Source organism: Ferrimonas sediminum, from assembly GCF_900100175.1.
GTDB classification, from domain to species: Bacteria; Pseudomonadota; Gammaproteobacteria; order Enterobacterales; family Shewanellaceae; genus Ferrimonas; species Ferrimonas sediminum.
Map to the genome: position 1 here is coordinate 239,472 of NZ_FNEM01000005.1, position 23,787 is coordinate 263,258.

Genomic DNA, 23,787 nt, shown 5'->3' on the forward strand with positions numbered 1-23,787 from the left:
CGCTTGCTTCTAATGAGAAAAAGCCCCCCCAATAGCTCATGCTGAACTTCAGGAATCAACTCGTTATCTAGCCCTCTCCTTGGATGCTATAAGCAGCTAGGTCTTTTACCACTGAAAACCGACGTTTTAGCGCATGCTATGCGCTGGCGGCTTTAGAATATTCATTGCCACAATTCAGTAAAATCGGGGGCTTATTCGGTAGTTTTTGGCGAATCGTTTTCTAAAGATGATCGTTAACTATCCGGGCGAGTTGGCATCTTTGACGGTCTCCAAAACCGATGATCTTAAAGCTTGGTGTGACGGACGCCCTTTCCTCAAGTGGCGTTCGATACGCTGAATAACCGAGCCTTGCTCATCAACGGCTAGCCGAACCATCTGTAGCGGTCGACTAAAACAGGTAGGGGACTAAATGAGATTTTGAGGTGTTTGAAAGTCGCAAAGTGTCTCACCACGGCTTCAATTAGATAAATTACAACATAATCATAAAGATATACCACTTCGAGCATGAGTCTGCATAAACCACAACCAAGCGTCAGACACTTACCTGTATTTTTGAACCATGAGTTTGCGTGCAAATAAAGCAAAAACCTGCATAGGGTTACGGGCAAGGGTTTGAGGTGATGAAAAGTAACACCACATCGGCTGGTCGGAAGCTTGCCTGATCTTTGTTCCGATGCATAGGCGAATGGTCAACTACTCATCTACAACAGGCATACGGATCATATTCCTTCGCACCGCCTCTATTGAACGAGATCCCATTCTCAGCGCTCCATAGCGCTCCATAGCGCTCACTTTATCGCCGAAAAGTGCCGATTCAAACTCTCTAATAGCAGCAATTCAAATTGCTCCTGAGTGTATAAACCTAAGATCTCAGCCGCTGCCGATAACGGGAGATTTTTCAGCTGTGCGGTGCGTGCAATTTCAGCGGCCACGTCATAGCCAAGCTCAGGGGTAAGCAGGGTGATCACCGATAGATTGTTGCGCATGTTTAGGTCTATCTGCGCTTGGTTGAGGGTGAATCCGTCAATGCAGTGCTCGCTAAAGGCGTTCATTGCATCAGACAGCAAGTCGATGCTCTCCAGCAGGTTGTGCAAGATCACCGGCCGATAGGTGTTCAGTTGCAACTGTCCGCTGGAAACGGCCAGCGCCACCGTCAGATCGTTGCCGAAGATCTGCAGGCACACCATGCTCAGCGCTTCACATTGAGTCGGGTTCACCTTGCCCGGCATGATAGAGCTGCCCGGCTCATTGGCGGGTAGGTGCCACTCGTTGAAGCCGCAACGTGGCCCACTGCCGAGCAATCGAAAATCGTTCGCCATTTTTTGCAGGCTGGCCGCCAACTGCTTTAACGCCGCGCTGTAACGCAGCAGTGCGTCCTCACTCGATACGGCCGCGTACAGATTGGGGTGTTGGCTAAAAGGTAACTGATAATGCGCCGCCAACAGCGCGATCACCTGCTGGCCGAATTGCGCCGGCGCATTGGCCCCTGAGCCCACCGCCGTCCCCCCCAACGCCAGTGAATACACCGCCTCCAGACTCTGCTCTATCGCGTTTCTCGCCGCCGTTAACTGGCTGAGGTAGGCCGAGAGTATCGCTCCTGAACGGATGGGCAAGGCATCCATCAAGTGGGTTCGCCCGACCGAATAGATCTCGTGAAACTCGGCCTGTTTTTGCGAGAGGACCCGATCCATAAGGGCCAGCGCAGGCAGCAATTGTTGCTGGGTTTGGGTGGCCACCAGGATATGCATGGCACAGGGAAACACATCGTTGGAGGATTGCGACCGGTTGACATGATCATTAGGGTGAATGGACTCCGGCTGCGCCCCGCCTTGGCCACTCTCGGCCAAATAGCTATTGGCCAGTGAGGCGATGACCTCATTGACGTTCATGTTGGTTTGCGTGCCGGAGCCGGTTTGCCAGATCCGCAGCGGAAATTGTGCCCCATGATCGCCCGCCAAAATGGCATCACACGCCCACACGATGGCATCACAGTGCTCGGCCGTTAACCGTCGATGCTGCCGGTTGACCTGTGCGCAGGCCCGCTTAATGGTGACCAACACGGCAATAAAACGCGGACTAAATCGGTGTTCGCCGATGTTGAAATAGCGCAGTGAAGCTTGCGTCTGTTTGCCCCACAGGACTTCGCCATCCGCCTGCCGCTCATTGCTCTGAGGCAGCGGGCTCTCTGCGGCCTGTGCCTGCTTAGGGCCAGCGGCGACGCGAAGCTGAGAGCGGGGCCGGCGGGCAGCGTGCTTGCTGCGCTTTTTCATCCCCTGCTCCGCTTGGGCGAACAGAATTGATCGGCCACGTAGGGCAAGATCCCCCCGGCGAAGAAATACGCCAGCTCGCGCTCATTTTCGATCGCCAGCGTCACCGGGATCGTTTGCGCTACCACCGGTTCAAGCGGCGATGGTGATGAATGGGCCGCGGCGATCCGCAGGGAGAGGATCTGCCGTGGCAGCAGCACTTCAAACCCATTGGCCGATGGCGCGGTAATACTGATCAACTCGTCGCCACTGAGCTGCAGTGCATTCGGTTTGAGGTCGGCAGGTAACAACAGGGGCATGATCCCCATTCCCACCAGGTTGCTGCGATGGATGCGCTCAAAAGAGCGTGCGATCACCGCCTTGATATTCAATAACAGGCAGCCTTTCGCTGCCCAGTCGCGGCTTGAGCCGGTGCCGTACTCCTTACCGGCAAAGATCACCAGCGACACTTGATGAGCGAGATAGTGTTGACTGGCCTGATAGATCGAAACCGGCGCAGTCTGTGCCGCGACCCGATCACTCTGCTGCGGAGCCGATCCGCCCGGCGGGCTCCAAATGCGGGTGAAGCCCCCTTCCATCGGATCCACCAAACGGTTCTTGAGCCGCCGATTGGCAAAGGTGCCTCGCACCATCACTTCATGATTGCCACGGCGCGCGCCATAGCTGTTAAAGACCTCGGCCTTAACCCCCTGTCTGAGCAGATATTCGCCCGCCGGGGTCAGCGGATCGATCTGGCCCGCTGGCGAGATATGATCCGTGGTAATGGAGTCACCAAAGATCGCCAAGATCCGACCATCCACTATCGGCTTGGGAGGCGTGGTGCAAGCCACAAACGGAGCCTGACGGATGTAGGTGGACTCCTTTTGCCACGGATAGCACACCGCGTTGTCGGTCTTGAGTCCCCGCCAAGTGTCATCACCTAGGGTCATGTTTGCATATGACTGGCCATACAGCGCTCGATTGATCTGCGCCAGCACCGCCGCCACCTCGGCGCTATCGGGCCACAAGTCGCGAAGGAACACCGCATTGCCATCGCGATCCGTGCCCAGCGGCTCGGTGTCCAAATCGATACGGGTATGCCCCACCAGGGCAAACGCCACCACCAGCGGCGGCGATGCCAGCCAATTCATACGCACAAAGGGATGAATGCGACCTTCAAAATTGCGGTTGCCGGACAGCACGCCACACACTTGCAGCTTGCCTTGCGCGATCACCGCTTCCAGTCCATCGTTTAATGGCCCGGAGTTGCCGATGCAGGTAGTACAGCCAAATCCCACCCGCTGAAACCCTAACTGGTCCAAATACCCCTGCAGTCCAGACTGATCCAGATAACGCGCCACCACCTGAGAGCCAGGGGCCAGCGAGGTTTTGACATGGGGTTTGACCGTCATGCCTTTCTCCACCGCCGCCTTGGCCAGTATTCCCGCCAGCACCATCACCTGCGGGTTGGAAGTGTTGGTGCAGGAGGTGATGGCAGCGATCACCAGATCGCCGTCGCTTAGCGCCTCGTCGTCCGCGCCTTGGCGCGAGTGCTCGCCCGCCAAGGCGATTTCATCCAGGGTCTTCTGCTTGATCGCCGCTAACGGCAACCGATCTTGTGGCCGCTTAGGACCGGCCACACAGGGAACGATCTCGCCGAGGTCGACCGTTAGGTTCTCGCTGTAAATCACCGAACTGGCAAGTTCACCCGGCTGATAGAACAAGCCCTGGGCATGGGCATAATCGCGCACCCGCTTCACCAGATCGGCAGGGCGGTGGGTCAAGGTGAGATAGTTAATGACCTGATCATCGATGGGGAACAGCGCACAGGTCGCGCCATACTCAGGCGCCATATTGGCGATGGTGGCACGATCCGCCACACTCAGATTGGCCAGCCCCGCGCCGTAAAACTCAACGTACTTGCCCACCACACCGTGGTTTCTCAGCAACTCGGTCAGGGTTAACACCAAGTCGGTGGCGGTCAGGCCCGGGGACAGCGCCCCCAGCAAATTCACCCCAACCACCTTGGGTGTATTGAGACTCAAGGGTTGGCCGAGCATAACCGCCTCGGCCTCGATGCCGCCAACGCCCCAACCGAGCACCCCTAGACCGTTGATCATCGTGGTATGGCTATCGGTGCCCACCAGCGTATCCGGAGACAGGACGCCATCAACTTGGCGCACCACCTGAGCCAAATACTCGAGATTAACCTGATGGCAGATCCCCCTGCCCGGCGGCACGACAGTCAGGTTGTCAAAAGCGCCCTGAGCCCACTTTAAAAACTGATAGCGCTCACGGTTGCGTTCCATCTCCCGCTGCCGGTTGAAAGACAGCGCATCGGCGGTTCCGGCCTTATCCACGATCACCGAGTGATCGATCACCAGATCAACCGGACACAGCGGATTGATCCGCTTGGCATCGCCACCTTTGGCGTGCACCGCATCGCGCATCGCCGCCAGATCGACAATCGCCGGTACGCCGGTATAGTCCTGCATCAGCACCCGGCTGGGGAAAAACGAAAACTCAAACGCCTGTGACGCGTTGCTCGCGCAGAGCTGTTGGATGATATTGGCCTGGTCGTCATCCCCCAGGCTGTGTCTCATGACATTTTCCAAAAACAGCCGCACGACAAGCGGTTGCTCCTCCAGTGAGAAGTGGTAATCCTGCGCCAGTTTTGGTAGCGACCAATAACGCCATGTTTCACCGTCGCTGACGTGCTCGGTCAAATAGCGTTGGCGCCATTGCTTTGCTTGTTTAGATCTCATCATCATTGGCCTCCGAGGATCGACGATCAAGCGGCCTCTGCGGTGTCCCCGTTGGGGGTGCAGTTAGCTCAACCGCAGGTGGAGTGAGGTAAAGCAACAAAACCAGGCCGAATAAAGCAGACGCAACCGACGCAAGCAAAATGGCCAATTTCACTGAATGTATCTGCGCTGGGCTATACGCCAGCTCGGCGATAAAAAGGGCCATGGTGAAACCAATGCCGGCCAATGCGCCGCCACCGAGGATCAATCGCCAACTGAGATCCCGTGGCAAAACCGCAATACGCAAGGTTACGGCCAGCCAGCTAAACAACAGAATTCCAACCGGCTTACCGAACACCAAACCCAGGAATACCGCCATCATCAATGAGGAGGAAAACTGCGTATCAGACAGTTGCACCCCCGCATTGGCCAGAGCAAACAAAGGCATCACCACAAAACCGACCCAGGGGTGCAGCAGCATTTCCAACCGCTCGACCGGAGAAAGCGCTTCGCGCGCCGCCGCTTCCGCAGTTTTTAACACCCGGCGGCCTGGCGTATCCCCGCTCCAATGATCGCCCGGCGGATAAGCCACCACACAATCCATGATGGTATGCAGACGGTCATCGGTGACCCATTTACTGGTGGGGGTCATCAAACCGAGCACCACGCCCGTGACGGTCGGGTGAATGCCGGACGCATCGACCGCCAGCCAGACCAATCCGCCGATCAGAAAAAACAGTGGCATACTGCGCACCCCGAGAAACCCGATGAGCCGGATCAACACCAAACCCAGCATGGCCAGTCCGATAGGGAACCAATCGATCTCAGATCCATAACCGATCGCCACAACCATAATGGCCCCAATGTCATCGACGACAGCGAGCGATAGCATGAATATCCGCAAACTTTTCGGAATGCGCCGACCCAGCAGCGCCAAGCAGCCGATCACGAACGCCGTATCCGTTGCCATCACGGTGCCCCAGCCATGCTGACCGGGCTCGCCAAACTGCAACAGCAGATAGACGAGAGCGGGAAACAGCATGCCTCCCAGCGCGGCACTGATCGACAACATGGCCAGGCGCGGCTGACGTAACTCACCGAGCACCAGCTCACGCTTGAGCTCCAACGCGATTAAGAAGAAAAACAGGGTCATCGCTGCGTCGTTCACCCAAGAATGCAATGACCGTTCAAAAACAAAGGCGCCGATGTTAATCCCGACTGAGGTATGCCACACGGTGGCGAATGGTTCACGCCAGGCAGAGTTGGCGAGCGCCAAAGCGAGCAGCGTCGATAACAACAGAACCAATCCCGCAGAGGCTTCGAGCTTAACGAAACGCGTGACCGGATGAATGACCCAATCGATGTGTTCCTTCGGCAACTGAGACGGCTGGCCCCGTTTCACCCAGGATGATTTATTACCGCCAGCCTTCATAATGATCGCCGGCCCGGACCCGGTAAGCGCCTGGCATAACCACAACCCCCACCAAAGACGTAGCACATACCATCGCACGGAAACACACGGTCACCATTGACCCACGGCATAAATCCCCCCTGTGAATAGCTTAAATCCAACTCACTCAGTCTAGTCCCTTAGCCGCATCGTCCCTGTTCTAATTGAATCGGCCCCACTTCAATAGAAGCCTGTAGAGCTAACTTTTTATGGCTTGTTTGGCTTTGGGGTGTCTATGGAAGTGGTGGCGATTCACTCCCTGTAGGCAAACTCATTGTGAGCCACCTCATGGGGCTTCCATGCGTTGACCTTGAGCTTCTCAGCGGTAAACAGCTTAACGACCTCCGAGAGCTTGGGAGAGTCGTCCTGTGGCTGCTTGACAGGTTCAATCCGTGGAGGTTCAACAGGAGCCTGAGATCGGCTCTGAGGTGAAGAAGAGCGCTGCTGGTCAACCGTTTGCTCTTTCGCTCTAGCCTTGAGTGCGAGGTTGTCGAGGAATTGCCAAGACCGCTGGATAGCCTCTCGTCTGCAACGAGTTCGAAGGGATTGCTTAAGGTCTCGATGACCAACCTGAGAATGTAGGCTTTTGGGTACAACGACGCGCGCATACCAGATGCCATGTCTGGACTGAAACAGGTAGGGGACTGACTGAGATTTTAGGGTGTTTGAAATACGCAAAGTGTCTCACCGAGTGTCTCACCACGGTATCAACTAGAGAAATTCCAAGAAAATCAGCAGGATTGTCGCTTAAACCATAAGTCTGCATAATCAGCTTCAGCAAATCAGATAGTTGGCTGGCCCTCTGAAGCAAAATATTGCATAAAAAATAACGCAAAAACCTGCATAGTGTTTCCAGCAGCTCGATATGCCTGAAGGAATTTTACCAAACTCTGCCAACTAACCAACTCAATGATTCGTGGAAACCGAGTAGCAAAGCCATAGGAACGGTATTTTCGTGATCATCAAAAAAATCACTATTACAACATTTTGTTATAGATGGTAGCCAATAACCATCCGCAAAATCCCGCCACCACAGACCATCCAATCAAGCCAATGAATACGCCACCAATGGACAGGCGCCACCCCATTTGTGACCAATCACCATGTGTCATGTGCCCTGTCATGTCCATCATCATGGCCGGCAGTAGCCAAACCAGTAGACTGCATACAATCCAAAAAATAGCGAAAGCGATTGCAGATGCGAGACCAAATTTTGTCGCGTTTAATATCATGCTCAACCTCACTGTATTACGCATTGACCAATTGGATCGTGCTAAATGTTCATCGCCGCTTTCTGCCCGATCCCGGTGGCGATTTGTGACAGCTCCATGGTTTATGTGTGGCATGGTCTTTCACATTTTGGTCGATAAACCGGTAGTACCCCTCCTTAAAACGAGTCCACCAGTCATGGCTTACCTTGATGCCGTGTTTTTGTAACACCTCCTCAATACCATCCAGGCACAAGCGTGAGGCATCATAGGCTAGGTTGAGGACATTCGAGGTTTCGTCAAACGATATGTCATCCATCCCATACAACTGGTCGAGTTCTTCTTCGGCCGCTTCAAGGCTGGATTTTTCGCAGGGCACCAGCTTCATATGGCGTACTACCAGATTGACCTCGGAAACGCCTAATCGATGATGATGTTCAGTCATAGCTTGCCTCCTTGTTAGGCTTCGCCACACACCATAAGGCAATAGAAATCGGCGCCTATGTCAGCCCTATTGGCCTTTCTGATGATGGCGCTCTTTCTTGTCCTGTGCGCTGTGATCCACCATCTGCCCCATCATCATCTGCATCATTTTCATATGCTTCTCCATCATGCCGACGCGTTCCTCCATCGTCATTGGCATGCTCTTATCCTTCCCATGCTGCATCTTATCGCCTGTACCGCCACCCATCATCTGCATGCCCTGTTGCATCTTCTCCATATGGCTCTGCATCAAGGCCTGCCTTTTTTGAGGGTTCTGCTCCTGCCCGATCTGATCCATCAGCGCACTCATCTCCTGCATGTGCTGATGCATAGCCATCATCTGCTCATGGCCCATCATTCCCATCATCGCGCATTTATCTTTCATGCCGCCGTGCTGGTGCTCTTCCCCAGCATAAGCAAAAGAAGTTAGTGCTATGGCCAACGCAACCGTTTTGATTAAGGTTTTCATAAAGTTCTCCTCACGCATCTTCGGACGTCTTTTTAAACAACCTAGGAAACCAAGCGGGTGTATCGCTTACATAGGCGCGGTACTGTTCACCAAACTGCAACAACGCCTGCTGCTCCTCCCGCTTCGCCAAGCGCACGTAAACAACAACCAGTATAGGAAACATCACCACCGTAGGGATCGTCGGCCACTGCAGCAGGAAACCAAACATGATGACAATGAACGCAAGATACTGGGGGTGGCGACAGCGGGCATACCAGCCGGTGGTGGCGACGTTTCCCGCTTGTTGGGCGCGATGCAACTGACTCCATGCGGAAGCCATCAAAATAAAGCCACTGACGATCAATACGTTACTGGCAATGTGCAATGGATCAAAATGAGCATTCCCCTCGAAGCCAAGCAGGGTATGCAGTAGGTGACCCTTTTCGTGTGAATAGAAGTTAATGCCAGGGTAACGCTCTGTCAGCCAGCCCGACAGCAGATATATCGTCAACGGAAACCCGTACATCTCCGTAAACAGGGCAACGATAAATGCACTGAAGGCGCCAAGGCTTCGCCAGTCGATTGAGGTTTTCGGTTTGATAAAACTGAATGCAAAAAAAATGAAGATTGCAGAGTGAAGAATCACTATCGTCCACAGCCCATAGTCCGATTCACCGTTCATTGTTATCCTCCCCTTTTTCCCGCTCCTCTCGTCCCGACTTTAAGCCTTCAATGAACCCATCTCGGTACGCTTCGCTCTCCCTGGTCGGCTTCTCAAAGGATTTATGAGGTGCAGCGTCACGGCCATGCTTCGTCGTATGGTGATGCCCATGTCCGCGATGCATAAAGATGTGCATTAATGGGCAGGCAAGCAAAATCAGAAATGGCAAAAACTCAAACAGGTGCTGGCGGTGTTCAACCAGAAGAAAATAGCTTACTGACGCTATCAGGCCGATGGCAGCCCACCCCTGTGGCGTTGACCAAAATGAACGTTGTCGTTTAGCCATGTCTCAACTCGTAAAAATGTTACTCGATGCACCTTAATGGCTGACTCTTCCACCACACTCTCAAGGCGGCCATGACAGCGGTGGGGGACTAACCTAATGACGCCATTAGCCAACGACAAGCTTGCCTCGATACATCTGCATCTGGCAGTGAAAATCGTACTCCCCCGTTTCCAATGCCGGAATCTCAACAACCGTGCTCTTATCGACGGCCAAAGATTTGGCCAATTCAAGAGCCGGAAACTGAACCACTTCGGCACATGGAGACTGGTCTTTGCGCAGAAAGCGAAGAGTGATCGCCTTCCCTGCCGGTAACTGGATCTGCGCCGGCTGGTACACACCATTGTCTACCACGATGGTTATCGTTTCATCGCCACCCGCCTTAATCTGTTTGGGCTTATACAGCCAGAACCACCACACGATCAGGGCGATTAATGCAACACCCACAACGTTAATCAGTACCACCCGCTCACCCCTTCTCTAGTGTTCCTTAGCCTTAAACCAGCGCAATCGATTGGCGTTGGTGACCACCGTAACCGATGAAAACGCCATGGCGGCACCAGCAATAACAGGATTCAGCAGCACCCCAAAAAACGGAAACAACACACCGGCAGCAATGGGCACTCCGGCAACGTTATAGATAAAGGCGCCAAACAGATTCTGCTTGATGTTTTGAAGGGTCGCCCGACTTACCGCGATGGCGTCGGCAAGGCCATGTAGCGAACCACGCATCAAGGTGACGTCCGCACTTTCTATTGCCACGTCGGTACCGGTTCCAATGGCAAAGCCAACATTCGCCAGAGCCAGTGCGGGCGCGTCATTAATGCCATCTCCCACCATGCCAACCACTTCGCCGGCAGATTGCAGCTCCTGTACTTTTTTTGCCTTGTCATCTGGAAGTACTTCGGAAAAATACTCAGTGATTCCCACTTTCCCGGCCACAGCTCTGGCGGTATCCCGGTTATCTCCGGTGAGCATCACCACTCTGATCCCGCTCTGCTGCATGCGCTCAATGGCCTTAACAGAGTCCTCCTTGATTGGATCGGCCACGGCAATGATCGCCACTAAACTGCCATCTACGGCAAAATACATCGGCGTCTTGGCGTCAGCCGCCAGAGACTGGGCCTGCTCAACATACTCCTCCACATCAACGTTGTGCAGACTCATCAACTTTTCATTGCCAAACAACAGCGCCTGCCCTTTGACTTTGGCTTCAACCCCTTGACCTGCGACCGCATTAAACACTTCGACTTTGCCCGGCTTTATCCCCCGTTCCAGGGCAGATTCAACAATCGCCATAGCCAGTGGATGCTCGGAGCCGGATTCAACGGTGGCTGCCAGTTGCATCACCTCAAGTTCGTCGCTGCCATTAGCGACGATCACATCGGTAACCTTGGGAGTCCCCAGGGTAATGGTGCCGGTTTTATCCAAAATCATGGCGCTGATTTTAGAAGCCGTTTGCAAAGCCTCGCCATTACGAATCAACACCCCCGCTTCTGCGGCCTTACCTACTCCAACAATCACCGAGATAGGCGTCGCCAGCCCCAGTGCGCACGGGCAGGCAATGATCAGCACCGTAGTCGCCGATACAACGGCAAAGGCGACAGCAGGCTCTGGTCCGAAATTCAGCCACGCCAGAGCGCTAACCACAGCGATGATCATGATTACCGGCACAAAAAAACCAGAGATCACATCGGCCAACCGGCCAATGGGAGGCTTAGAGTTTTGTGCTCGCTTCACCATGTTGATGATCTGCGCCAACGCGGTGTCCGATCCGACCCGGTGGGCTTGAAAAATGATGGTGCCGGTTTTATTGAGGGTGCCTGCCACCACCTCGTCTCCCTCGCCCTTTTCAACAGGCATGGGCTCACCGGTCAGCATGGATTCATCAATAGAGGTATGGCCATCCGTAACGGTGCCGTCAACCGGCAGTTTCTCGCCCGGGCGGACACGAACGGTATCGCCCACTAAAACCTGCTCAATCAGTACATCCAACTCCTGATCCTCTCGAATCACCCGAGCAGTTTTTGCTTGCAAACCAATCAGCCGTTTGATCGCTTCAGAGGTGCGTCCGCGCGCCTTCATCTCCAGTGCAAGTCCGAGGTTGATCAAGCCAATGATCATCGCCGTTGCCTCAAAATAGACATGTCTTGCCATTGCCGGCAGCAGATCAGGCACCGCCACAACCACCACGGAATACAACCAGGCCGTACCTGTTCCCAGCGCAATCAGGGTATCCATCGTGGCCGAATGATTTTTGAACGACTGCCAGGCCCCCACATAGAAATGTTTGCCGGAGAAGACCATAACGGCCAGGGTCAAGATGCCAATTAACGACCAGACCAGACGCTCGGAAGCGGTCTCTACGGTCATCTCCCCGCCCAAGATGCCGTAAAGCATCAGCGGAATCCCAAGGGAGAGCGCAAGTGCCATCTTTCTCATCAGGCGTTTGTAATAGGCTCTGTCTGCTTGCTCCCGCTCATCCATCGCATCAATATTCCCTCCCCTTGAAAGGGGCTTGGCGCTATAACCCGCCTGCTCCACAGCTTTTATAAGAGCATCCACGGGTGCACTCCCGCTAACAGTCACCGTTCGCATAGCGAAATTCATGGCAGCTTGGTTTACTCCTGGAACATTGACCAGAGCAGCTTCGATCTTATCCACACAGCTGGCACAGCTGGCACCATCGATAATGAGTTCAAGCGGCTCAACCCGGCTTGGGTCAGGGCATGGTTTATTGGGTGATTTCTGGGCCGGCATTACCTTCATCGTAAGAGTTCTCCGGGATAGTGCGCTTTTTAGTACCGAAATGTTGCGAATAGGGGGGGAACAACGCCTCCTGTTGCTCTTACTCCGCCGCCCCTCCCAGAACCTGATGCCGTTTTGAGGGCCACAGCAAACATAGGCACATTTGGCTATCACAGCTTCAGTAGAAGTAGCACCAATTAACGAAATCAGCACGCCCGCAACAATAAAGTCAGCCTGCAGGGTAATCTAAATCATGTTCCATACGCTTTGACTGGCTCTATCCTCACTATAGACCCTCCCCTTACAGCAAGGTCAACATTGAGGCTGGAGACTGGCGGTGACAATTTCAGCCATAGCGAAAACGGTCGGGTTAACTGTCAAGTCCATTCATTGCTACGAGAGTGTAGGATTGATCTTGTCGCCACAGCGCAGTGAAAATGATTACCGAAATTATGATGAAACCCATATTCCTGGCTTGCGACTGATTCGGGAGGGCTCGTACTGCCGGATTCTCAGTAGTAGAGTGCAAAGAGTTACTTGAGCTGTCCAACAACCAGAGTAGGCTCGGTCACGATGTGTACAAAACTGTGCGCTCAAAAATTTCGGCGATAGATCGACAGGTTCAAGAGCTAATCCAGATTCGCACCACACTTGCGGGCCTGACAGGGATCTGCGCTAACGACAAAGCACCAGATTGCGCCATTTTTGATTCCTTGGCTGGCCCTGACGATGACCTGAACGCTTCCAAAATCCTGCGCCCTTAGGGCTACTAAATGATCCACGACCGGATAGCAACTTTAAATTGCTTTAGATGAGGAACTTAAGAAATGACAGACGCATCGGTTGATCCGGATCAATTGCTTTTCCTCTGCCACGCCTAAGCTATGAGTGTCAAATTGTTCATAGGGAAAAGGCAAATGACACTTTTTAAGAATGTTGCAGCAGTAACATCGGTAGTGCTGATAGTAGCCTGTGGTGGTGGTGATAGCGACTCCGATATCACGCCCCCTCCTCCTCAAGAAACCGGGCTGTTGACGGTGGCAATCACCGATGCCCCAATGGACGATGTCGAGATGGTTTGGCTAAGCCTGAATGAATTGGTTATGACAGATGAGCGTGGCCTACAACACCGTTACGCCGTCCATAACCCCGATTTCGATCTGCTCAATTTCCAAGGTATGGATAGCCACACTCTTATGTCCGGCTTAGAGCTGGCAGAAGGCCGTTATCGCAATGTTCATTTCACTGTCCATGCTGGAAATGGAAACCAGGGTTGTGCCGTGGAAAATGCACAAGGGCGTCATGGCTTACAGGTTGAGTCAGGATACTTACCAATGGCAGACTTCACCGTTGAAGCTGGACGGCATCATACCCATACGTTGGAAGTGGATCTTTACCGGGGCATGTTCCAAAATTCCGAGGAGTTTGAAATACGGCACATTGGAATCAACTCCGTCGACAACCGTCACATGGGCCATGTTATCGGCGAAATGGATCCGCAATGGCTAGCCGACTGCGAAGCAGAGTTTGCTTCCAAAAGCTTACCCGGAGGCCTCTTTAAGCATTTAGCCTACCTTTACCCGGACAGTGTTACCGGCATTGCTCAGATGGCGGATTCAAGTACCTCTCGTAACGACCAGAGAGTGTTACCTATCGCGGTTACTCCAATCTTTATTGGTGAACAGGGTGACTGGCACTTTGTGATGGGATACCTCCCCAAGGGCAACTATCGCGTTGGCTACAGTTGCCTGGGCCATTTGGATGATCCACAAACTGACGACATCAATGACGGCGAGTTTGTCATGTACCGCGATGGTGGAGCTCTGACGGTAAATAGCGGTGACAATGGCGGCCATCAAAACGTTCATCAATGTGGTAACGGCCATGCTGGCGGCGGCCATGGTGGCCACTAACCTAACTGAATAAATAAAGTGCTGCTGTAGAGGCCAGGTTGCGTCGGCCGTTAGGTGTATGCAGCCGGTCTTCCTTTAACCACCACAATCCTGTTGCCTGAAACATCGGTTGAAGGTACCACGGCTTGGAACCAGTACTTGTGATTCTCTGCCACATAGACTGTTGACCCTCCCCTTGGGGGAAGGTTTATACTTGGCCTTGAAAGTTGGATTAAACGCTTCACCACCAACGTTGTGTTGAGCGAAACTTTCAAACCTCATGAAATGTTAATCCGACCAAGTTATCAAGATAAGACGTCAGTTAAACTGACGCCTCATCATTCATCAGTTACAGGCGAATAATGTGCGAACAATCAGTTTTTTCCTTCTGATCTTCGCCCTGACCTTTCAGGGGGCATTCGTTCGTGCCCAAACTGCCGTAACGGTACCGTTCTATGACTCTGAACCGGTGATGAACTCATCTACTGACTGCCATGGCGGTACTGATGTTGCTTTGACCGCTGCAGATCATGATTGCTGCCAAGCAATCAACCCCGCGATGACCTGCTGTATAGATACAGAAGCCCCCTCCTGTAACGATAGCTGCGCACATTGTCAGGTGCAGGGCTCTGCCGCACCAGGCCTCCCGAGTGCTTTGCCCCGGGCCTCCTCCTGGTTATCGGACAATCCACAGTTACAACCCGTCTTTTTCTATACATTGACCGTCTCCGAGTTAACCCCTCCCCCAATAGCCTAGGCCACGTTTGGGCAGCGCCACGTCGAACCGATTAAGTCAAATTGATGACCTGAGCTGGATTTATCCCCTTTGGGATTGCAAAAATCTGGCATACCAACTTTTTGAGGTCGGTATCGATCATAACAGCCACCCAACCCTTCGCATTAAGTACTTAGTTCAAAATCACTGAACGCCAGCAGTGCAACCTACAGGTAATAACCTAGGGTTCTGCCGCTGGTGAATTAGACAAACCGCCGACACTTGGGCAAGTCACCACACAGATCTAATGCCCATACATTAGGAGCACATTATGTTTAAAAAGTTAGTAATCACCAGCCTGATGGTTGTTGGATTGAATGCCTGCAGTCAAGGTTCAGATATTGAGGAGCAGGCGGCATCGTTCAGTCAGCTGAATCATAAACAGGCCTTGCTTCAGGCTCATCAATGGTACAAAAACGAACAAGACATCCTGGTGCGCGTTTACCCAGATAAAGTAGCAGCCACATTTTCAGACGGTACCGAAAGCCATGTAGCCATCCCGGAAGATCAGTTTCTGCTCTCCATCGCGCCATGGGTCAACTTTAGCCATCCTTGTGGAAACCACGTTCCAACAAGTTGCACGGGCGAGCTGATCAACCAGAAGATGCACATGTCAGCAATAGACATTGAGACCGGCAAAAAGATATTGAATCAGATGGTCACCACGCAGCACGATGGCTTTATCGACTTCTGGGTACCGCGCAACCGTCAGTTAAAGTTCACCTTCCATTACAGCGACGCCAATGGTGTGCACCACGAAGCAAAAGAGCTGTTAACCACCTTTGACGACAGCCGAACCTGCATTACCACAATGCAGCTAGTTGCCATGAACACCAGCGATACGCAGATGAATCATCATAGCCAACACCATTAATTAAAACCCCTTGACCCTCCCCACAGGGGAGGGTCTACCCTGAGCAAAACTGCCATTAACTTTTTTATAGCCAGATTAACCCAATGTCCTTGATACGAACGCAACAATACTCTCAACGCACTGCAGCATTGCTGCTGGTGTGGTTTGTATTTTGCGCCAGTATCCTCTGTACTAATCTGATGACGGCGGCATCCTCAAAACCGCCGATGGACAGCTCACCGCAATTAACCCAGCCAGCGGGTATGACCGTTCACCTGACTATGGACGATCACAACCAGCCGGTAGCGACCGGCATGGCCTGCTGTGACAACCAGCCTGGTGAGCACGACATGACCAGCCTTATCTCCACCGACTCGTCACCGACATCCGCACTGGCGTTCATGGTACTTGTCGTCTTTGTATTTCCGCTGCTTACTCAGTTAAGAACTGCTTGTTGGGCAACTCCTGGCAGTAACCCGCACAAAACTGGCTACCCCCCTCTTTTCCTTACTATTCAGCGCCTGCTGAATTAAGAGTCACCTCGTCCCTGCTGACGGCATGCTTTGTCATACCAGTCAGCGCCTGCTATTCGTTTTTATACACTCTGATATTTAATCACCTCGAGGTTTCTCGATGACTAACAAGTTTACTCTGAAGGGGCGTTACGCACGCATCGCCAGCTTCACGTTACTGTTATTCCTGCCGCAGCTTGGTGTCGCACAGGATGCTCACCTGACACTCCAAAAAGCCATAGATGCCGCTGTTTCTGGTGACCTCTGGCAACAGGGTAATGCTCTTAAAAAACAAGCCTATATCGATGACAGCATTGCGGCAGCAACTCTGCCCGATCCAAAATTGAACCTGACGGCAGCGAATCTTCCTATCGACTCATTTAATTTTGATCAGGAAGCGATGACCCAGTTAAAAGTGGGTATCACACAGATGTTTCCACGCGGTGACACACTGCAATTGAAGCAAACGCAGAGTCATCAACGAGGCGAACTGACTGACTACCTGGGACAAGACCGGGCAGCCAGAGTCGCCATGACCGTGGGACAGCTTTATCTGGATGCCTACCTGGCTCAACAAACCGCGACATTGATTGAAAAGAGTCGTGGCCTGTTTGAGCAGTTGGTGGGGTTCACCCAAAAATCCTATGAATCGGCCTACGGCAAGGCCCAACAGCAAGATGTCATCCGTGCAGAACTCGAACTGAGTCGGCTGGACGAGCAGTTGACCAAGGTCTGGCAATCTTACGACAGCAGTTACCAGAAAATGCTGGAGTGGTTACCGCTGACGGAGAACAGCCGAACCCTGGATCAACAGCGTCCTGATATTGCTCCGCTGCGTTCCCTTCGCCGTGACGACTGGCAATCCCTGGCAGTCATTTTGGGTAACCATCCGGCAGTCAAGGTCATCGAACAGCAGCGTAAAATCCGCGATACTGAAGTCAATATTGCCAAGCAAAGCTATAAGCCAGAGTGGGGAGTAAATGCCAGCTATGGCTATCGAGCCGATGACCCAATGGGAAACAGCCGCTCTGATTTCTTTACGGTTGGCCTGACCTTTGACCTGCCGATTTTCACCAGCTCTCGCCAAGATAAACGAGTCAGTGCCGCGAAATATCGCGCTGAAGCCGTTGAAACTGAGCGTCAATTGTTGCTGCGTCGACTCAGGGCCGATGTGGAATCGACCTTAGCCCAACTTGAACGCTTACATCAACGTAACCAACGTTTTCAAGACACCTTATTGGTACAAACCCATCAACAAGCCAAATCGGCCCTGAACGCCTATACCGCGGATATTGGCGACTTTGCTGAGGTGATGCGAGCTCATATCGCCGAATTAAACACTCAAATTGAAGCCGAGCAGATACAAGTCGAGCGTCTGAAGCAGACGGTCAAATTGAATTACCTGCTGGTTGGAACACTGTATTGAAGGACCCACAATGAACCGCTTTAGTTCTACCCTAATTGCAATCGCTATCGGCGCAGGTATGGGCGCGCTGGGATACCACACATACCAAGTAAGTAACCGTGCATTGGTCGAAACCTCCGAGCCCCAACCACTGTATTGGGTTGCCCCCATGGATCCCAACTATCGTCGGGACCAGCCCGGAAAGTCCCCAATGGGCATGGACCTCGTTCCTGTTTATGAAAGCAATAGCGAAAAAGACAGCCCCGGAACAGTAACCATATCGCCCGAAGTCGAAAACAATTTGGGTGTTCGTGTAGCCACAGCGGAGATAAAACCGCTTCATAGCCAAATTGATACCGTCGCCTACGTAGGCTTCAATGAAGATGCACTGGTGAACGTTCATACCCGGGTCGAGGGCTGGCTTGAGACTTTATACGTAAAAGTTGAAGGTGAAAGAGTTTCCAAAGGCGACCCGCTCTATTCCATCTACTCCCCGGCGTTGGTCAATGCACAAGAGGAGTTGCTGCTGGCTTTGGATCACAATAACACTGCGTTGATCCACTCAGCAAAAGAGCGTTTGCGCGCGCTGCAGGTGCCTGAAAAACAAATTCAAGAGTTGGAAAAAAAACGTACTGTTTCACGCACAGTTACCGTCTACGCCCCAAGATCCGGCGTTATAGCCAACTTGAATGTTCGAGAGGGTTTCTTTGTAACGCCGGGTAAGACCATCTTTTCAGTTGGTCCCCTTGATGAAATCTGGGTAACTGCCGAAGTTTTCGAACGGCAGGCCACGTTGGTATCGGTTGGTGATCGAGTCACTATGACATTGGAATACCTTCCGGGAAAAACATGGGAGGGCAAGGTGGATTACATCTATCCAACCCTCGACCAAAGAAATAGAACGGCCCGGGTACGCCTGCGCTTTGCTAATCCGGATGAGTTATTAAAACCCAATATGTTTGCCCAGGTAACAATACACTCCGACGCATCAGAAGCCAGCCTGGTTGTTCCCAGAGAGGCCGTAATTCGCAGCGGAAAGCAGGATCGGGTTGTATTGGCCAAGGGAGAAGGAAAATTTAAATCGGTTGAAGTAACCCTAGGTCAGATAAATGACCGAGAGGTAGAGATTCTCGATGGCTTAACAGACCAAGACAGGGTTGTCATTTCAGCACAGTTTCTATTGGACTCCGAGTCCAGCATCAGTTCGGACTTTCTTCGCATGACTGCTCCTGAAGAAATCGTCACCCAAAGTGCCTGGGCTGAAGGTTCTATAACCGCCACATCCCCCGATACCAGGACAGTCACCATTGCCCACAAACCGGTTGAAGCCTGGGACTGGCCAGCCATGACAATGGACTTTGACGTTGCCGATTCGGTTGAGTTTGAACAACTTCAGCCCGGTACCGCACTTCACTTTGAGATCACCGAGAAGGAAGTGGGCTACGCCATTACAGACATCCATATTATGGACAGCCAACCTGACGACATGGATCACAATCAGCACCAAGGGGGGGATTCTCCTCCGAACAACACGATGGACCACAGCCAACACCAAGGGATGGATTCTGCTCCGAACAACGCTATGGACCACAGCCAACACCAGGGGATGAATTCTGCTCCGAACAACGCAATGGATCACAACCGACATCAGGACAAGAAACCTAGTCCGCAACAAGGGCAAGGAGAAATCGAATGATCGCAGCAATAATCCGCTGGTCAATATACAACCGCTCAATGGTGCTACTGATGACGCTGATCCTGATCGGCGGAGGTCTCTTTGCAGTTAAACAAACTCCTATTGACGCCATTCCAGATCTGTCCGACGTACAGGTCATTATTAAAACCAGCTACCCCGGTCAAGCCCCGCAAGTTGTTGAAGAGCAAGTTACCTACCCATTAACATCGGCCATGCTCTCGGTTCCTGGAGCAAAAACAGTTCGGGGTTTCTCATTTTTTGGTGACTCCTATGTCTATGTCATATTTGACGATGACACCGACCTCTATTGGGCTCGCAGCCGAGTGTTGGAGTATCTTAGCCAGGTTGCCCCTTCATTGCCTGAAACCGCTCGCCCCCAACTGGGTCCGGATGCAACCGGCGTGGGTTGGGTCTATATCTATGCTCTTACAGACCGCACGGGACAACACGACCTGTCTCAACTGCGAAGCATACAAGATTGGTTCTTAAAGTATGAGCTGCAAACTGTCGAGGGTGTGTCGGAAGTCGCTACCGTCGGCGGCATGGTCAAGCAGTATCAAATCAAAGTTGACCCGGACAAGCTCCGTGCATTTGGCATCCCCTTAAGCATGATTCAGGTGGCCATTCAAAGAGGCAATCAGGAAGTCGGTGCTTCAGTAGTGGAAATGGCAGAAGCCGAGTACATGGTTCGCGCATCCGGCTATGTAAAAAGTATCGATGATCTCAATCACATTCCCTTAGGCGTGAACAACAAGGGCACGCCACTGCTTCTAAAGGATGTTGCCGATATCCAGTTGGGGCCACAGATGCGCCGCGGAGTTGCCGAACTCAATGGTGAAGGTGAAACCGTTGGCGGCGTGATCGTAATGCGCTTCGGAGAGAATGCTCAGAAAACCATTAATGGAGTCAAAGCGCGACTGGAGCAGCTCAAACCCAGCTTGCCAGATGGGGTCGAAATTGTACCCGTTTACGACCGTTCCGATCTGATCGAACGTGCGGTCGATAACCTTTGGTTCAAATTGCTGGAAGAGTTCGTTGTTGTCGCATTAGTCTGTTTGATTTTCCTGTTCCATGTGCGTTCTTCACTGGTCGGAATCATCACCATTCCCGTGGGCATCTTGGTTGCCTTCATTGTCATGCATTTTCAAGGACTCAACGCTAACATCATGTCACTTGGCGGGATCGCCATTGCGATTGGTGCCATGGTCGATGGCGCAATCGTGATGATTGAAAACATGCATAAGCACATGGAAAAAACGCCGCTAACAAACGAAAATCGCTGGCAGGTGGTTTCAAAAGCGGCAACCGAGGTCGGTCCATCCCTGTTTTTCAGTCTGCTGATCATTACTGTAAGTTTTCTGCCGGTTTTCACCCTGGAAGCCCAGGAAGGCCGCATGTTTTCACCACTGGCCTTTACCAAGACCTACGCGATGGCAGCATCAGCGGCATTAGCTGTTACATTGGTTCCGGTGCTAATGGGTTACTTTATTCGTGGCAAGGTGATAGCGGAAAACAGAAATCCCATCAATCGCCTATTAATGGCCGGTTATCTACCGTTACTCAATACGGTACTGCGTTTTCCAAAGGCCACTATCGTTGTCGCACTGATTGTTACGGTGGTAGGTTTCTGGCCGGTGAACAAGATAGGAACCGAATTCATCCCCCCGCTGGATGAAGGCGACCTGATGTATATGCCAACCACCTACGCCGGCGTATCCATCGGCAAAGCAAGGGAACTGCTTCAGCAAACCGATAAACTGATCCGCACCGTTCCGGAGGTGAAAAACGTTTTTGGCAAAGTCGGACGGGCTGATACAGCCACAGATCCGGCGCCATTAACCATGATAGAAACTTTTATCCAATTGAAGCCTCGCAGTGAGTGGCGCGAGGGCCTCACCACGGAATCGCTGAAACAAGAGCTGGATTCACTGGTGAGCTTTCCCGGACTGACCAACGCCTGGGTGATGCCAATCATTACCCGCATTGACATGCTCGCAACCGGTATCAAAACCCCAGTCGGGATTAAAATAGCGGGACCTGAATTAGAGCAGATTCAGAAAATTGGACAACAATTGGAAACAATTCTTAAGGATGTTCCTGGAACCGCATCCGCCTATTCGGAGCGCGTTGCTGGAGGGCGCTACGCCAAGGTTGATATCGACCGCGCCAAAGCGGCCCGCTACGGACTGAATATCGCCGATGTGCAGCAAGTTGTCGCAACGGCTATCGGGGGTATGAACGTAACCCAGACCGTAGAAGGGCTGGAACGTTACCCTGTAAACGTGCGCTATCCTCAGGCTTACCGCAACTCTCCGGAAAGCCTGTCTCTGCTTCCAATTGTTACCCCAGCCGGACAAAGAATCGCACTGGGCGATGTCGCCGATATTTACATTGAGGTAGGGCCTCCAGGGATTAAGAGCGAAAACGCCCGCCTGAATGGCTGGACTTATGTGGATATTGAAGATGTCGATGTTGGCAGTTACGTTGAGCAAGCTCAGGCGACCGTTGCCGACAAACTTACACTGCCACCAGGGTATTCCATCTCTTGGTCTGGTCAGTATGAATACATGCTTCGAGCTAAAGCCAAGCTGAACTATGTCATTCCACTGACCCTTGCGATCATTGTTGTACTGTTGTACCTCAGCCACCGCCGCTTCAGCGACGTCCTTATCATTATGGGCACGCTACCACTGGCCCTTATTGGGGGCATCTGGTTGATCTATCTGCAAGGATTCAACTTCTCTGTCGCCGTTGGAGTAGGCTTTATCGCCCTGGCAGGAGTTGCTGTCGAAACTAGCGTCTTAATGCTTCTCTATCTGCGACACGCTTATGATGACTGGCTGGAGGTGTGCAAACAATCAGGAAAGCCAGCTGATATTCGGGGGCTACGAGAAGCAATTGTAGTCGGCGCAGCTCTGCGCCTACGCCCAAAGGTGATGACGGCAGCAACCATCATCGTAGGCCTGCTCCCCATCATGTTCGACACAGGTACCGGCTCGGAAGTGATGCAACGTATTGCGGCCCCCATGGTGGGCGGCATGGTAAGCTCTATTTTGCTTACATTGCTGCTGGTGCCGGCGGTTTACTATTTGTGGTGTCAACGTGAGATATCAATACGGAATCAACAGGTTTCAAATCGCTGACGATTGATTAAAGAATGAATTTATCGCCTGTTAGGAATGCATTAAACCATCACATTATTACGCTCCCGTAATGAGTAACAGGCGATAGAGCATTAGTATTAATAATAGAATAATGGCTTCAATTAACAAACCCTAGCCCCTCCCCCTAACAGGAGGGTTTATCCCAACAAATTTAATAAGGGCCTTAATTAACAAACCCTAGACCCTCCCCCTAATGGGAGGGTTTATCCCAACAAACTTAATAAGGGCCTCAATTAACAAACTCTAGACCCTCCCCCTAACGGGAGGGTTTATCTCAATAAATTCTATGGTGTCAGCCACTTAATTTCTCAAGGAACCTCAAACTAATGAAAAAGGCGTTCCAACAAGCAACTTAGATTCACCTCACCGGCTATTTTGTGAGCCAAACCCTAGATCGCATATAGTCAAAATAGTACATTAGCAATCCATTATATAAAAAGGATGTCGATTATGAAAAGGTACTGCTTTGTATTATTTCCGCTACTAGTGGCTTGTGGCAGCGACAACGATTCCGCTCCTGCTCCCACACCACCTGACGCTGAAGGCACGGTGTCCATCGCCATCTCTGATGCCCCGGTGGATAATGTCAGTAGCGTAGTGTTGCAACTGGACTCCATTGATCTGACCCTTCAGCACCAAGGGATCAATGGTGACATAATCTCCCTGGATCTATCTGATCAAAACGTTGATTTGCTTGAATACCAAGGAGAACAGGCCGCTTGGTTGATTGAGGGGCAGGGCGTACCCGCCGGCCAGTATATGGCTCACCTAAATGTGGTCGAAGGCAGTGGCGAGGCGTTGTTGATCAATTCACTCTCTGGAAAGACCGCTCCCAAGGGCTTTCCTGGACTTAGTTGACCACCTGACGAACAGGCATACCTAGTCTTATGACTTTGTTCATCGCTTTGACGCCAGCCAACGCTTCACCAACCTGAGCATCGTAATCACGCAGGCTGAGCTTAGGGCTAATGAGTTGCTTGTAACGATACATCGCCGTCTCAGACAACGAACGCTGGTGATAGTTGTTGTCCTTTTTCCACTGGCTCAACTCGCCATATTTCAGCGCTTGAACAGCGTCATTTCGGGGATGACCATCTTCCCAGTATCCGGCATTTGAACGCGGCGGAATGGTAGGTTTTGACCGCTTGCGTTGCAGCAG

The 23,787-nt window shown here is 52.2% G+C and carries 19 protein-coding genes and 2 pseudogenes; 9 read left to right on the forward strand and 12 right to left on the reverse strand.

The window, feature by feature from the left end; translation table 11 throughout:
- Positions 1 to 788 precede the first annotated feature (788 nt).
- The 11 genes from BLT77_RS08770 to BLT77_RS08815 form a co-directional block, all read right to left on the reverse strand.
- On the reverse strand, positions 789 to 2,270 hold the full coding sequence (locus BLT77_RS08770) for a class II fumarate hydratase (protein ID WP_090364820.1): 1,482 nt from the start codon (positions 2,268 to 2,270) through the stop codon (positions 789 to 791).
- A complete protein-coding gene (acnA, locus tag BLT77_RS08775; RefSeq protein ID WP_342707529.1) occupies positions 2,267 to 5,017 on the reverse strand; it encodes an aconitate hydratase AcnA in 2,751 nt (916 codons plus the stop codon). Before acnA ends, BLT77_RS08770 begins: the two co-directional genes overlap by 4 nt.
- Complete coding sequence (nhaA, locus tag BLT77_RS08780) at positions 5,001 to 6,422, reverse strand: Na+/H+ antiporter NhaA (RefSeq protein WP_090364822.1); 1,422 nt, start codon at positions 6,420 to 6,422, stop codon at positions 5,001 to 5,003. The genes acnA and nhaA overlap by 17 nt, the downstream gene beginning before the upstream one ends.
- A 270-nt stretch (positions 6,423 to 6,692) precedes the next feature.
- Positions 6,693 to 7,118 carry a DUF6538 domain-containing protein gene (locus BLT77_RS20665; protein ID WP_425431725.1) on the reverse strand — a complete coding sequence of 142 codons (426 nt, stop codon included), beginning with the start codon at positions 7,116 to 7,118 and terminating at the stop codon, positions 6,693 to 6,695.
- Between the two features lie 299 nt (positions 7,119 to 7,417).
- Entirely contained in the window at positions 7,418 to 7,786 is a 369-nt protein-coding gene (locus tag BLT77_RS20460; RefSeq protein ID WP_342707530.1) for a DUF5676 family membrane protein, read from the reverse strand.
- Complete coding sequence (locus BLT77_RS08790) at positions 7,722 to 8,093, reverse strand: hypothetical protein (protein ID WP_090364826.1); 372 nt, start codon at positions 8,091 to 8,093, stop codon at positions 7,722 to 7,724. Before BLT77_RS08790 ends, BLT77_RS20460 begins: the two co-directional genes overlap by 65 nt.
- Before the next feature lie 66 nt (positions 8,094 to 8,159).
- Positions 8,160 to 8,600 (reverse strand): hypothetical protein, encoded by a 441-nt coding sequence (locus tag BLT77_RS08795; RefSeq protein WP_143026594.1) that lies wholly within the window; start codon positions 8,598 to 8,600, stop codon positions 8,160 to 8,162.
- Positions 8,601 to 8,610: 10 nt separating this feature from the next.
- Positions 8,611 to 9,261 carry a methyltransferase family protein gene (locus tag BLT77_RS08800; RefSeq protein ID WP_090364830.1) on the reverse strand — a complete coding sequence of 217 codons (651 nt, stop codon included), beginning with the start codon at positions 9,259 to 9,261 and terminating at the stop codon, positions 8,611 to 8,613.
- Positions 9,251 to 9,586, reverse strand: coding sequence for a DUF2933 domain-containing protein (locus BLT77_RS08805; protein ID WP_090364832.1), 336 nt, complete (start codon positions 9,584 to 9,586; stop codon positions 9,251 to 9,253). Before BLT77_RS08805 ends, BLT77_RS08800 begins: the two co-directional genes overlap by 11 nt.
- Positions 9,587 to 9,691: 105 nt before the next feature.
- Positions 9,692 to 10,048 (reverse strand): cupredoxin domain-containing protein, encoded by a 357-nt coding sequence (locus BLT77_RS08810; RefSeq protein ID WP_090364834.1) that lies wholly within the window; start codon positions 10,046 to 10,048, stop codon positions 9,692 to 9,694.
- A 15-nt stretch (positions 10,049 to 10,063) separates the two neighbouring features.
- On the reverse strand, positions 10,064 to 12,343 hold the full coding sequence (locus tag BLT77_RS08815) for a heavy metal translocating P-type ATPase (protein WP_090364864.1): 2,280 nt from the start codon (positions 12,341 to 12,343) through the stop codon (positions 10,064 to 10,066).
- Between the two features lie 325 nt (positions 12,344 to 12,668).
- Here BLT77_RS08815 and BLT77_RS20670 point away from each other — a divergent pair, with 325 nt between their 5' ends.
- The 9 genes and pseudogenes from BLT77_RS20670 to BLT77_RS08855 all read left to right on the forward strand — a co-directional run bounded on the left by BLT77_RS20670 (position 12,669) and on the right by BLT77_RS08855 (position 23,486).
- On the forward strand, positions 12,669 to 12,872 hold the full coding sequence (locus BLT77_RS20670; RefSeq protein WP_176819246.1) for a MerR family transcriptional regulator: 204 nt from the start codon (positions 12,669 to 12,671) through the stop codon (positions 12,870 to 12,872).
- Positions 12,835 to 13,095 (forward strand): annotated as a pseudogene (locus BLT77_RS20675) (MerR family DNA-binding protein); the annotation flags it as partial. The gene BLT77_RS20670 and the pseudogene BLT77_RS20675, both read left to right, overlap by 38 nt.
- Before the next feature lie 153 nt (positions 13,096 to 13,248).
- Positions 13,249 to 14,244, forward strand: coding sequence for a DUF4382 domain-containing protein (locus tag BLT77_RS08830; protein WP_090364839.1), 996 nt, complete (start codon positions 13,249 to 13,251; stop codon positions 14,242 to 14,244).
- Between the two features lie 1,025 nt (positions 14,245 to 15,269).
- A complete protein-coding gene (locus BLT77_RS08835) occupies positions 15,270 to 15,872 on the forward strand; it encodes a CueP family metal-binding protein (RefSeq protein ID WP_090364842.1) in 603 nt (200 codons plus the stop codon).
- 83 nt (positions 15,873 to 15,955) lie between these two features.
- Complete coding sequence (locus tag BLT77_RS20015; protein WP_143026595.1) at positions 15,956 to 16,384, forward strand: hypothetical protein; 429 nt, start codon at positions 15,956 to 15,958, stop codon at positions 16,382 to 16,384.
- Between the two features lie 100 nt (positions 16,385 to 16,484).
- A complete protein-coding gene (locus BLT77_RS08840; RefSeq protein WP_090364845.1) occupies positions 16,485 to 17,789 on the forward strand; it encodes a TolC family protein in 1,305 nt (434 codons plus the stop codon).
- Positions 17,790 to 17,799: 10 nt separating this feature from the next.
- Positions 17,800 to 19,464: an efflux RND transporter periplasmic adaptor subunit gene (locus BLT77_RS08845; RefSeq protein WP_090364847.1), complete on the forward strand. Its 1,665-nt coding sequence runs from the start codon at positions 17,800 to 17,802 to the stop codon at positions 19,462 to 19,464.
- Entirely contained in the window at positions 19,461 to 22,607 is a 3,147-nt protein-coding gene (locus tag BLT77_RS08850) for an efflux RND transporter permease subunit (protein WP_090364849.1), read from the forward strand. Before BLT77_RS08845 ends, BLT77_RS08850 begins: the two co-directional genes overlap by 4 nt.
- Positions 22,608 to 23,078: 471 nt before the next feature.
- Complete coding sequence (locus tag BLT77_RS08855; protein WP_176819247.1) at positions 23,079 to 23,486, forward strand: DUF4382 domain-containing protein; 408 nt, start codon at positions 23,079 to 23,081, stop codon at positions 23,484 to 23,486.
- Here BLT77_RS08855 and BLT77_RS08860 read toward each other — a convergent pair.
- Positions 23,479 to 23,787, reverse strand: a pseudogene (locus tag BLT77_RS08860) (IS5/IS1182 family transposase); the annotation flags it as partial. The gene BLT77_RS08855 and the pseudogene BLT77_RS08860 sit on opposite strands and share 8 nt — an antisense overlap.

Bases quoted from the DNA above. Each gene is read 5' to 3' on its own strand.
- acnA (WP_342707529.1), bottom strand. From the start codon at position 5,017: ATGATGATGAGATCTAAACAAGCAAAGCAATGGCGCCAACGCTATTTG.
- BLT77_RS08840 (WP_090364845.1), top strand. From the start codon at position 16,485: ATGACTAACAAGTTTACTCTGAAGGGGCGTTACGCACGCATCGCCAGC.
- BLT77_RS08790 (WP_090364826.1), bottom strand. From the start codon at position 8,093: ATGACTGAACATCATCATCGATTAGGCGTTTCCGAGGTCAATCTGGTA.
- BLT77_RS08795 (WP_143026594.1), bottom strand. From the start codon at position 8,600: ATGAAAACCTTAATCAAAACGGTTGCGTTGGCCATAGCACTAACTTCT.
- BLT77_RS08835 (WP_090364842.1), top strand. From the start codon at position 15,270: ATGTTTAAAAAGTTAGTAATCACCAGCCTGATGGTTGTTGGATTGAAT.
- BLT77_RS08805 (WP_090364832.1), bottom strand. From the start codon at position 9,586: ATGGCTAAACGACAACGTTCATTTTGGTCAACGCCACAGGGGTGGGCT.
- BLT77_RS08830 (WP_090364839.1), top strand. From the start codon at position 13,249: ATGACACTTTTTAAGAATGTTGCAGCAGTAACATCGGTAGTGCTGATA.
- BLT77_RS08800 (WP_090364830.1), bottom strand. From the start codon at position 9,261: ATGAACGGTGAATCGGACTATGGGCTGTGGACGATAGTGATTCTTCAC.
- BLT77_RS20460 (WP_342707530.1), bottom strand. From the start codon at position 7,786: ATGCCACACATAAACCATGGAGCTGTCACAAATCGCCACCGGGATCGG.
- nhaA (WP_090364822.1), bottom strand. From the start codon at position 6,422: ATGAAGGCTGGCGGTAATAAATCATCCTGGGTGAAACGGGGCCAGCCG.
- BLT77_RS08845 (WP_090364847.1), top strand. From the start codon at position 17,800: ATGAACCGCTTTAGTTCTACCCTAATTGCAATCGCTATCGGCGCAGGT.
- BLT77_RS08770 (WP_090364820.1), bottom strand. From the start codon at position 2,270: ATGAAAAAGCGCAGCAAGCACGCTGCCCGCCGGCCCCGCTCTCAGCTT.
- BLT77_RS08815 (WP_090364864.1), bottom strand. From the start codon at position 12,343: ATGCCGGCCCAGAAATCACCCAATAAACCATGCCCTGACCCAAGCCGG.
- BLT77_RS20015 (WP_143026595.1), top strand. From the start codon at position 15,956: ATGTCCTTGATACGAACGCAACAATACTCTCAACGCACTGCAGCATTG.
- BLT77_RS08850 (WP_090364849.1), top strand. From the start codon at position 19,461: ATGATCGCAGCAATAATCCGCTGGTCAATATACAACCGCTCAATGGTG.
- BLT77_RS08855 (WP_176819247.1), top strand. From the start codon at position 23,079: ATGAAAAGGTACTGCTTTGTATTATTTCCGCTACTAGTGGCTTGTGGC.